At 47.4% G+C, this 10,312-nt stretch carries 10 protein-coding genes and 4 tRNA genes; 10 read left to right on the forward strand and 4 right to left on the reverse strand.

The window, feature by feature from the left end; translation table 11 throughout:
• Nucleotides 1–364: 364 nt before the first annotated feature.
• From XMD564_RS10510 to clpX, 7 genes are all read left to right on the forward strand, one after another.
• Nucleotides 365–441 (forward strand) — tRNA-Arg (locus tag XMD564_RS10510).
• A 27-nt stretch (nt 442–468) separates the two neighbouring features.
• Nucleotides 469–544: transfer RNA gene (locus tag XMD564_RS10515), tRNA-His, on the forward strand.
• Nucleotides 545–569: 25 nt separating this feature from the next.
• Nucleotides 570–654: transfer RNA gene (locus XMD564_RS10520), tRNA-Leu, on the forward strand.
• Between the two features lie 54 nt (nt 655–708).
• Nucleotides 709–793 (forward strand) — tRNA-Leu (locus XMD564_RS10525).
• Nucleotides 794–1,014: 221 nt separating this feature from the next.
• Complete coding sequence (tig, locus tag XMD564_RS10530) at nt 1,015–2,319, forward strand: trigger factor (protein WP_173489224.1); 1,305 nt, start codon at nt 1,015–1,017, stop codon at nt 2,317–2,319.
• Nucleotides 2,320–2,432: 113 nt separating this feature from the next.
• A complete protein-coding gene (locus XMD564_RS10535; protein ID WP_173483693.1) occupies nt 2,433–3,098 on the forward strand; it encodes an ATP-dependent Clp protease proteolytic subunit in 666 nt (221 codons plus the stop codon).
• A gap of 19 nt (nt 3,099–3,117) precedes the next feature.
• On the forward strand, nt 3,118–4,389 hold the full coding sequence (clpX, locus tag XMD564_RS10540) for an ATP-dependent Clp protease ATP-binding subunit ClpX (protein WP_173506069.1): 1,272 nt from the start codon (nt 3,118–3,120) through the stop codon (nt 4,387–4,389).
• Nucleotides 4,390–4,535: 146 nt separating this feature from the next.
• Here the strand turns inward: clpX and yaaA are convergent, their stop codons facing one another.
• Together yaaA and XMD564_RS10550 are read right to left on the reverse strand one after the other, a co-directional pair.
• Nucleotides 4,536–5,312, reverse strand: a complete 777-nt coding sequence (gene yaaA, locus XMD564_RS10545; RefSeq protein WP_173508304.1) for a peroxide stress protein YaaA — start codon at nt 5,310–5,312, stop codon at nt 4,536–4,538.
• A 48-nt stretch (nt 5,313–5,360) separates the two neighbouring features.
• On the reverse strand, nt 5,361–5,630 hold the full coding sequence (locus tag XMD564_RS10550; RefSeq protein WP_173508305.1) for a hypothetical protein: 270 nt from the start codon (nt 5,628–5,630) through the stop codon (nt 5,361–5,363).
• A gap of 136 nt (nt 5,631–5,766) precedes the next feature.
• On the opposite strand from XMD564_RS10550, the gene XMD564_RS10555 reads away from it, so the two are divergent.
• Nucleotides 5,767–7,053 (forward strand): tryptophan--tRNA ligase, encoded by a 1,287-nt coding sequence (locus XMD564_RS10555; RefSeq protein WP_173508306.1) that lies wholly within the window; start codon nt 5,767–5,769, stop codon nt 7,051–7,053.
• A gap of 87 nt (nt 7,054–7,140) precedes the next feature.
• Nucleotides 7,141–7,593 (forward strand): tetratricopeptide repeat protein, encoded by a 453-nt coding sequence (locus XMD564_RS10560; RefSeq protein ID WP_173508307.1) that lies wholly within the window; start codon nt 7,141–7,143, stop codon nt 7,591–7,593.
• A gap of 148 nt (nt 7,594–7,741) precedes the next feature.
• Here XMD564_RS10560 and kdsA read toward each other — a convergent pair whose 3' ends face one another.
• On the reverse strand, nt 7,742–8,593 hold the full coding sequence (gene kdsA / locus XMD564_RS10565) for a 3-deoxy-8-phosphooctulonate synthase (RefSeq protein ID WP_173508308.1): 852 nt from the start codon (nt 8,591–8,593) through the stop codon (nt 7,742–7,744).
• Between the two features lie 496 nt (nt 8,594–9,089).
• Between kdsA and XMD564_RS10570 the strand changes: the two genes are divergently transcribed.
• Entirely contained in the window at nt 9,090–10,205 is a 1,116-nt protein-coding gene (locus XMD564_RS10570) for a hypothetical protein (protein WP_173508309.1), read from the forward strand.
• A 24-nt stretch (nt 10,206–10,229) separates the two neighbouring features.
• On the opposite strand, the gene XMD564_RS11615 is transcribed toward XMD564_RS10570, so the two are convergent.
• Nucleotides 10,230–10,312: integrase core domain-containing protein (locus XMD564_RS11615; protein ID WP_173489325.1), on the reverse strand; the 83-nt coding region annotated here is incomplete at its 5' end.

Raw genomic sequence — 10,312 nt, forward strand, 5'->3', positions numbered from 1 at the left:
ACAGTAAGACTTCGCAACGCTCTTTTTGCTTAGCGTGACTGTAGGAGCGAATTGGCGCGAAGCGACAAACCGCGAACATAATTCTCCGGTGACAGGCTGAAAGCCAGTCACTGCCACTCCGTAGCTTAGTTAATTCACCGGTGACAGGCCTTCAGCCTGTCATCCGCCACCTCACCGTCTTCCAGAAACCCCTGCTAAAGCACCGAAATCCCCGGTTTCTGATCAACTATTAATCAAAACCAAAAAAAATCTTTAAAAAAGTAAAACAGGGTATTGACCCTCTGCAGGTCAGGTCGTAGGATACGCACCTCCTCGCAGATGACGACTTCCATCCAGTCACTTGTGAGGTCGGGCAGCACGTTAGGCGCCCATAGCTCAATTGGATAGAGCAACGGCCTTCTAAGCCGTAGGTTGCAGGTTCGAGCCCTGCTGGGCGCGCCAAGCAACCTGTCCAGATGTACCACAATGGTGGGTGTAGCTCAGTTGGTAGAGCCCCGGATTGTGATTCCGGTGGTCGTGGGTTCGAGCCCCATCATCCACCCCAATTTTTGGGTACATCATAAAAGTATGCGGTCGTGGTGGAATTGGTAGACACGCCAGATTTAGGTTCTGGTGCCGCAAGGTGTGAGAGTTCGAGTCTCTCCGACCGCACCATACTTTTATAATGAGCAACACTATTCGGCTCAGCCGAATCGCAACAATCCAGATGCGGTCGTGGTGGAATTGGTAGACACGCCAGATTTAGGTTCTGGTGCCGCAAGGTGTGAGAGTTCGAGTCTCTCCGACCGCACCATCTGGAAACACCCCTTAGAAGTTCCCTCTTTTTTATCGCTCACATTATCAAGCTCATATTCGTTTTCTATACCTTGTAACTTTTTCAGTTCTGTTGGCATGTTTACTTGACTAATGGGCTCAGTTACCGGAAAATTTCGCGCTTGATTTTAATGACTCGGACTGCGTCATTTTTGATGACAGAAGAGTTTGACACTCTCAAAAGAATTAATGAGGAATTCCATGCAAGTTTCTGTAGAGACTACTTCAGGCCTTCAGCGCCAACTAACCGTGACTGTTCCGGCCGAACGTATCGATACTGACGTTGAGAAGCAGGTTGTACAGCAGGCTCGCACTCGCCGTATGGACGGTTTCCGTCCAGGTAAAGTACCTGCAAAAGTAATTAAGCGTATGTACGGTGACGCGATTCGTTACGAAGTACTAAACCGCGTCGTACAAGAGACTTTCTACGAAGCTGTTCAGCAGGAATCACTAATGCCAGCAGGCGCTCCTTCTATCGAGTTCAAAACCGATAAAGAAGGTGAAGACTTTGCATACGTTGCGACATTCGACGTTTACCCAGAGATCGAACTAAAAGATCTAGCGGGCGTTGAAGTTGAGAAAGCAACAGCATCGATCAAAGCGGCTGACGTTAAGAACATGATCGACACACTTCGCAAGCAGCAGAGCACGTTTAAAGCGACTCGCGGCATGGTTAAAGAAGGCTTCCAAGTTAACATCGACTTTGAAGGTTTCGTAGATGGCGAAGCGTTCGAAGGCGGTAAAGCAGAAGGTCAAGACCTAGTCATCGGCTCTGGTAGCATGATCCCTGGTTTCGAAGATGGCATCATCGGTAAGAAGAAAGGCGAAGAGTTCGACGTAGAAGTCACTTTCCCTGAAGAGTACCAGTCTGAAGCGCTAGCGGGTAAAGCTGCAACCTTCAAGATGAAGCTTAACGAAGTGTCTAAACCAGAACTTCCTGAGCTAAACGAAGAGTTCTTCGCTAAGTTCGGTGTCTCTTCTGCAGACGAAGCTGAATTCAAAGCGGAAGTTGAAAAGAACATGGCTCGTGAAATGAACCACGCGCTTAAAACTAAGACTAAAACAGCTGTATTCGATGCACTGATCGCTCAGAACGAAATCGAAGCACCAGCTGCAATGATCGATGATGAAGTGAACGTACTTCGTCAGCAAGCGGTTCAGCAGTTTGGTGGCCAGGCTCAAATCGATCCAAACACTCTACCTAAAGAGCTGTTCGAAGAGCAGGCAATCCGTCGCGTTAAGATCGGTCTTCTAGTACAAGAGGTGATCAAAGCGGGTAACCTTGAAGCGACTGACGAGCGTGTTGATGCGATTCTTGCGGATATCGCAGAGAGCTACGACGATGCTGATGAAGTGATCAGCTACTACAAAGGCAACGAACAGATGCTAAATCAGATCCGTAGCCTTGCTCTAGAAGACGAAGTTGTTGACCACCTTCTTGCATCTGCTAAGGTGAAGGAAGTTAAAGTCAGCTACGAAGAAGCTCTTAAGCCGGCTCAGCAGTAATTATTGTTGAGTAATGGATCTAAACCTCGTTTAGATCCTTATAAAAAACGGCAGTTAGCGAAAGCTGGCTGTCGTTTTTTGGTTATTAGTGCCGTGAATAAGGAAAACTATTGATGTCAGATATCTACTCAGGCCGCCCATTTGATGTAACAGACAGTGGCTTGGTGCCAATGGTTGTCGAGCAGAGTTCCCGTGGTGAGCGCGCTTACGATATTTACTCTCGCCTATTAAAAGAGCGAGTAATCTTTATGGTCGGTCCTGTCGAAGATCACATGGCGAACCTGATCGTTGCACAGATGCTCTTTTTGGAAGCGGAAAATCCAGAAAAAGACATCCACCTGTACATCAACTCACCTGGTGGATCGGTCACTGCCGGTATGGCGATCTACGATACCATGCAGTTCATCAAACCGGATGTCAGCACCATGGTATTGGGTCAAGCGGCTAGCATGGGTTCATTCCTTGCGATGGCCGGCGCCAAAGGTAAGCGCTTCTTACTACCTGAATCACGTACAATGATTCACCGTGTCAGCTCAGGTACGCCTGGTACACGTGGCTCTGTACATGTACAAGAGCTTGAATTTGAAGATGCTCGTCGCCACATGGAAGAGGCTAAGCGCCTTAACGATCGTCTGACCGAGATCTACGCTGAACGTAACACAGCGGGTAAGTCGTACGAAGAGTTGTACGAAATCATGAAACACGACACCTTCCTATCAGCCGAACAGGCGGTGGAATTTGGTCTAGCTGACAAAGTGCTTAGCAGCCGAGAAGGCTAATCTTTTTAGAGGAATTAACATGTCTGAAGAGAACAACGATCAGAACGACAGCAAGCTATTTTGTTCATTCTGTGGCAAAAGCCAGGATGAAGTACGCAAGCTGATTGCTGGTCCTTCAGTCTTCATCTGTGATGAGTGTGTCGATCTGTGTAACGACATCATCACCGAGGAGATGGCGGAGATCGAAGAGTCACAGGATGACGAAACGCTCCCTACGCCGAGTCAGATTAAAGACAATCTTGATGAGTATGTGATCGGTCAAGAGCGTGCCAAGAAAGTGTTGGCGGTAGCGGTTTATAACCACTACAAACGCCTACGTGCTACGGGTAAAAACAGTGACGTTGAGCTGAGTAAGTCCAATATACTTCTGATCGGCCCAACGGGTAGCGGTAAGACCCTGTTGGCGCAGACGCTAGCGCGCATGTTGAATGTGCCTTTCACTATGGCTGACGCGACGACGCTGACTGAAGCGGGTTACGTCGGTGAAGACGTTGAGAACATTGTTCAGAAGTTGCTGCAGAAATGTGACTACGATGTAGAGAAAGCACAACAGGGCATTATCTACATTGATGAGATCGATAAGATCTCACGTAAGTCCGACAACCCATCGATCACGCGTGACGTATCGGGTGAGGGTGTACAGCAGGCACTTCTAAAACTGATTGAGGGTACCGTTGCCTCTGTACCGCCACAGGGTGGTCGCAAACACCCTCAGCAGGAGTTTTTACAGGTTGATACCTCTAACATCCTGTTTATCGTCGGTGGTGCCTTTGCTGGGCTAGAGAAGATCATTGCCGATCGCAGTGAGCGAAGCTCAATCGGCTTCAGTGCTACTGTTCGTAGTAAAGATGACGAGAAGGGTGTCGATCGTATTCATGACGTCGAAGCAGAAGATCTAGTGAAGTTTGGTCTGATTCCAGAGTTCATTGGTCGTCTACCGATGATCGCGACGCTCTCTGAATTGGATCAAGAGGCATTGATTCAGATTTTGACTGAGCCTAAAAACAGCCTGACTAAGCAGTATCAAGCGCTGTTTGAGATGGAAGGTGCTGATCTAGAGTTCCGTGAAGATGCACTGTTCGCAGTGGCTGAGTTGGCGCTTGAGCGTAAAACCGGTGCACGTGGTCTGCGTTCAATCCTAGAGTCTAAACTGCTTGAGACCATGTACGAACTTCCTTCATTAGAGGGTGTATCGAAAGTGGTGATCGATCAGGGTGTGATTAAAGATAAGAACGATCCGATCCTGATGTACGAGACACAACAGCTCGATAAAGCGTCACCGGACGCTTGATCTAAGCAATAAAAAAGACCGCCTATTGGCGGTCTTTTTTTACTCCGTGTTAGGTGACTGGCTTCAGCCTGTCACCCGCTTTCGAACTAAATTGTAGAGGCGGATCAGGCGGATGACAGGCTAAAGCCAGTCACCAAGTTGTTCCGTTACTCCGCATGATCCCGCGTAAACACCCACTTATCACCTTCACTCATTGATGCGTTAAACGCATAACCCTCTAGATCAAACTGTTTCAGATCCTCTGGATTCTCAATGCGGTTTTTGATGGCGTAGCGGGTCATTAGGCCGCGTGCCTTTTTCGCGTAAAAACTGATGATCTTGTATTGGCCGTTTTTCAGATCTTTAAACTCAGGGCTGATAAGGCGAGCATTAAGTGCTTTGGCTTGCACCGACTTGAAGTACTCGTTCGACGCAAGATTCACAACGACCGGTGTTTTATCACTGTCTAACTCGTCATTGAGACGATCGGTAATTGTTGAACCCCAGTAGCTGTAGAGGTTCTTGCCGGCATCGTTTTGAAGCTTTGTGCCCATCTCCAAGCGGTAAGGCTGCATCAAATCCATCGGTTTTAGGAGCCCATAGAGGCCGGACAGAATTCTTAGGTGGTTCTGTGCAAATTGGTAGTCCGCTTCGTCGAACGAATCAGCATCCAAGCCAGTGTAGACGTCCCCTTTGAAGGCCAGTAATGCCTGTTTTGCATTCGTCTCGTTATGCTCTTTCACCCAGCTCTGGTAACGCGCTACGTTCAAAGAGGCCAGTTTGTCGCTGAGCTTCATCAGTTCAGCGATATCTTGCGGCGCATATTCACGCAAGTTGTTGATCAGCGTTTCAGCTCGGTCGGTAAACTCCGGCTCACTTTTCAGTTGGGTGCTGGCCGGTGTTTCATAATCGAGAGTCTTAGCAGGTGATATCAGTAGTAGCATGGATACAGTCTTCAGATAATGTACTTGAAATAGAGGGTTTGATAGCTATTACGCGAAGCGTTTTATCCAGATCAATCTCGCAAGGGTGGCCATCGTAGATCCAATCACCACCATCCCTGAGGTGAGTAGGGGGTTGCTAAGGCTCAATAACTTGATGGCGGCCCCGGAGGTAAGGAACCCAACAAATAGACAGAGCAGAGCCATCAACAGTGCGTGTACGATAGTCGCTGCTTGGTATCGGTCTAAACGAATGATAAAGACCAGAGCAGGCACTACAAAGCCTAGCAGAGTGATGTAGGACGGAAGTTGGCTATCCATCAAATGATTCCTTTAATTAACAGTGCCTAAATTAAACCTTCATTAACTGGTAAGTGCAAATGGATTGGGGTGGGCGTTACAGCCACAACTGTGTAGAATCTCCACCTTAATTTTCATACAGACTCTTGAGTGTTCCATGAGCAATACACGCGTTTTAACAGGTATCACAACCACCGGTACTCCGCACATTGGTAACTACCTAGGTGCGATTAAACCAGCGATTGAAGCGACCCTTAATCCAAACACCAATTCGTTCTTCTTTTTGGCGGATTACCACGCACTGATCAAATGTCACGATCCAGAGCGTGTGGCGCAATCAACACGCGAAATTGCAGCGACCTGGTTGGCACTAGGGTTAGATACCGACAAAGCGACCTTCTATCGCCAGACCGATATACCAGAGATTCCAGAACTGACTTGGATTCTTACCTGTATGTGTTCAAAGGGTTTGATGAACCGTGCTCACGCTTACAAAGCCTCAGTCGATGCTAACCGTGATGCTGGGTCAGAGGATCTGGACGATGGCATCACCATGGGGCTGTTTAGCTACCCGATTCTTATGGCGGCAGACATTCTGATGTTCAACGCGCATAAGATTCCGGTGGGTAAGGATCAGATTCAGCACATCGAAATGGCGCGTGATATTGCCGGTAAGTTCAACCATACCTATGAAGAGTTGTTCGTTTTACCTGAAGCTCAGGTGGATGAAGAGACTCAACTGATTCCCGGTTTGGATGGTCGTAAGATGTCGAAGAGTTACGACAATACGATTCCGCTGTTTGCGCCAACTGATCAGCTACGCAAGCTCATCAATCAGATCAAAACCGACCTGCGTGAGCCAGGGGAGCCAAAGGATGCCGATAACAGCACCATCTTCCAGCTCTACAATCTGTTCGCCAATAAGGACGAAAGTGCAGCCATGCGATCAGCGTTTGAAAATGGCATCGCTTGGGGTGAAGCAAAGCGAGAGCTGTTTGAGTTCCTGGATGCCAAATTGTCAGCGCCACGTGCACGTTACAATGAACTGATGAACAATCTTGATGCCGTTGAAGCAGAGCTTCATAAAGGGGCTGAAAAGGCACGCGCAGAAGCGGCACCGCTGCTTGAAAAGGTACGTATCGCGGCCGGTATTCGTCCGTTGACCTATGTAGCACCTAAGGCTGAAAAGCAGAAAGCCAAGCAGAAAGAGCTTACAGCAGAAGAGTTAGCGCGCATTGAAGAGGGGCGCCGTCGTGCCATTCTCCGTGGTGCACAGCCTCTATTGGATCAGGTAGCCAATGCCGAAGATCCTGCAGCAGAAGCTAAAGCGATTGTTGCAGCGAAAACTGAAGAGGTTGCAGGCCTTAAGAAAAAAGCGAAGCAGAAAGCGGAAAACGAGCTAGAAGCGCTTAAAGCTGAGTGGGCTGATCTGCTGGCCCATTGATAAAGCTTGATATCTCGCAATGAGCTTAATCTAATAAAGGGATCTACTATTGATCCCTTTTTTATTACCGAAAAAATAGGAGTGAAAATGTCACTGCTGGGTAATTTAGCAGCTTGGTCTGCTTACGCCATATTTAGAAGCCCATTCGCACGTCGCTCTAAATGGATTCACGATAAGACGATGAAGCTCTTCAGGGTAGGAGCCCAACGCGGTAGCGTCAAAGCGCTCTCTACTTATGGTTTTCTTCTGCACTTTCGCGGTGCCGATGCTGCCAGCAAAGAGCAGGGGGCTTTGTATATTCAAGCTGCTGCTGAACGCGGTGATGCAAAGTCACAATACCAGATGGGTAAGCTCTATGAGTCTGGGTATCCGCCAGTGATTTTCAAATTGGCTGATAAAGCCTATGAACACTACAAAGCTGCGGCGGAACAGGGCCACCCAGTTGCTATTCAGCGAATGGTGGATATCTATACCAAGGGCGAGCTGGGTAGGGAGGTTGATGTAGAGAAAGCTCAGCAGTGGGAAGCGAGGCTTGGTTAAATCACCAGTGACAGGCCTTCAGCCTGTCATCTGCTTTCGAATTACTTTGTAGATTCTGGAAGATGCTGATAAAGCGGATGACAGGCTGAAAGCCAGTCACCGGCACTCTGTAGGAGGGAATGGCGCGTAGCGCCAACCCCGACCAAAATCAATCCGCCGAAGTATCCAACGCGGGGAAGGACTTAACCAGCTCATCCACCGCTTTCATCTGTGCTAGGTAAGGCTCTAGCTTGGATAGCGGCAGGGCGCATGGGCCGTCGCACTTCGCAATATTTGGGTTAGGGTGTGCTTCAAGGAATAGACCAGCTATACCCTGTGAAAGGCCCGCGCGAGAAAGTTGTGCTACCAGCGCACGACGTCCATCGGCTGAATCCGAACGACCGCCCGGCATCTGCAGTGCATGGGTAGCATCAAAAATGACTGGGTAACCAAACTCTTTCATGATGCTAAAGCCAAGCATATCAACCACAAGGTTGTTGTAACCGAAGGCGCTGCCACGCTCACACAGAATCAACTGATCGTTACCAGCCTCTTCACACTTAGTCAGAATGTGCTTCATCTCATGAGGAGCTAAGAACTGCGCTTTCTTGATGTTAATCACTGCACCGGTTTTCGCCATAGCAACAACGAGGTCAGTCTGGCGTGATAGGAAAGCTGGTAGCTGAATGACATCACACACCTCAGCGGCAGGCTGGCACTGGAAGGGTTCGTGCACGTCGGTAATAACAGGTACGTTAAAGGTTAATTTGACCTCCTGAAGGATCTTCAAACCCTCATCCAAGCCAGGGCCACGGAAAGAGTTGATAGAGGAACGATTTGCCTTATCAAAGCTCGCTTTGAACACGTAAGGGATGTTCAGCTTGTTGGTCACCTCAACGTACTGCTCAGCAATGGTCATTGCTAGATCACGCGACTCCAATACGTTCATACCACCAAAAAGCGTCATTGGCTTATCGTTATTCACCTCGATTTGACCGACTTTGATACTGCGCTGTTCCATCGTTGTTCCTTCTGAAAATGATTCCGCGATTATAAAGTAACTAGCAGGCATGTTGTAGAAGTTAGCTACAAAGTGCCGGTGACGGGCTTTCAGCCTGTTAATTCCATGGAAGGTATGTATGCCGAAAACGCAGGAGCGGTTTTCGGTCATCCGCTTTCGAATTACATTCAATCTTCTGGAAAACGCTGATAAAGCAGATGACAGGCTAAAGCCAGTCACTGGTGAATCAGACCCCAGCAATCTCTTTAGCCACAAATAAAACTAATAAGATAACTTGGCATGATACTTGCTTATATTAGTTATCAGTAACCTGTTTTTAGAGACTAAAATGATCAATCAAACAAGAATGAGAGCAATAGATTCATTTTTTTATATATCTATTGTCGTTTTCGTTTATTCAGCCACCCAATCGCTTGGCTTACTAGATTGGCAAAGCTCACTTGATCGCCGTTCAATTCCGGTAGCAGCCACTCTTTTCTTGGTGCTGATGACGCTAATGAAGTTTTTCACGACAGAGAAAAACCTTTCGGTAATCTCTTCTGTTTTTGCGATATCAGTCGTCTCCATCGTTAACTGGAAAGTCTATCAAATAGGTTCAATCCCATTTACTGGATACAGTATATTAACCCTTACAGCTGCAGCCATCTTTCTGCCTAAGAAGATACTCCTTCCAGCTCTTGTGGGAATTGTTGGGCTATTCTGGCTAAACCTAAACCACCTATCCATCGGTGTCATACATTCAGAAATAGATGTAAGAACCCTCTTTTCACTGATCTGTCTGATCTGGCCGCTGTTCACTCTGGTGACGGCTGAGCAGATTGATGAAAGAGTCAAAACTAAAGCCGTTAAACAGGCGTTTGTTGCCATCGCGATCGTCCAATGTTTGTTTTACTTTATTTTTCCTAGCTGGGGGGTGAATAACCTGGTTAACACGGCGCTCTGTTTGGCTATTTTAGTCGGAATCCGTAAATACTCAGTACTCCACCGCTATGTTAAATACGCTCTCGTTGCACTCTCTATTCTCTCTTACGCTTTAAACTTGGTTTACGCCAATGGGTTGACCTTCTATGTGGTCTCCTTACATCTTCTGTTCTTTTACCTCTTATTGCCCCGTTTTTGGGCTAGCATGCTGGCACTCTGCTATTTGGTTTTAGCCGTGCTAATGCTCTCCCTTAATGACTCGATGGTGATTCGTGGCGTTTTAAGTGCACTGTTTGTTGCCTACCTGTTTGACACTCTAATGAGATCAGATGGGGCTAGGGTTTCTGAAAATGCCACATCTAACACCCTAAATTATAAAGTGATAGGTATCTCAACGTTGATCTCGTTGGTATCTATTCTGGTATTGGAGATACCTTATCTATTGTCAGGTGATTTTTGGTGGGAATCAGATACCACTCCCATTTTCATCTTTTCAAATGTCTTTGTGCTTTTGATCTTTTCGATTTTCGTCTACCAGTTAGCTCTGTTTATTAAAGAGAGGCAGGATGAATCCAATCAGTTGATTCAAAGCTTGCAGCAAAGCCGCCATCAGCTGAATCAGATTGCTGATGAACTTAAAAATAAGGTTCGTGAAACTGAGTTGGCGCTCTTGACCTTTCCCCTTAGTTAGTACCACTTCTTCGATGAGATTTTGCTAAGCAGCACGCTTAGCGAATTCCTCTGGTGGCACATAGCCAAGTGCACTATGTGGTCTTACTTTATTGTAATGATCTCGCC

It is taken from the genome of Marinobacterium sp. xm-d-564 (genome assembly GCF_013283345.1).
In the GTDB taxonomy this organism is placed as follows: Bacteria; Pseudomonadota; Gammaproteobacteria; order Pseudomonadales; family Balneatricaceae; genus Marinobacterium_E.

Coding starts and splice junctions, on each gene's coding strand:
- yaaA (WP_173508304.1), bottom strand. CDS start 5,312: ATGCTACTACTGATATCACCTGCTAAGACTCTCGATTATGAAACACCG.
- XMD564_RS10570 (WP_173508309.1), top strand. CDS start 9,090: ATGAAGTTTTTCACGACAGAGAAAAACCTTTCGGTAATCTCTTCTGTT.
- XMD564_RS10560 (WP_173508307.1), top strand. CDS start 7,141: ATGTCACTGCTGGGTAATTTAGCAGCTTGGTCTGCTTACGCCATATTT.
- clpX (WP_173506069.1), top strand. CDS start 3,118: ATGTCTGAAGAGAACAACGATCAGAACGACAGCAAGCTATTTTGTTCA.
- kdsA (WP_173508308.1), bottom strand. CDS start 8,593: ATGGAACAGCGCAGTATCAAAGTCGGTCAAATCGAGGTGAATAACGAT.
- XMD564_RS10535 (WP_173483693.1), top strand. CDS start 2,433: ATGTCAGATATCTACTCAGGCCGCCCATTTGATGTAACAGACAGTGGC.
- XMD564_RS10555 (WP_173508306.1), top strand. CDS start 5,767: ATGAGCAATACACGCGTTTTAACAGGTATCACAACCACCGGTACTCCG.
- tig (WP_173489224.1), top strand. CDS start 1,015: ATGCAAGTTTCTGTAGAGACTACTTCAGGCCTTCAGCGCCAACTAACC.
- XMD564_RS10550 (WP_173508305.1), bottom strand. CDS start 5,630: ATGGATAGCCAACTTCCGTCCTACATCACTCTGCTAGGCTTTGTAGTG.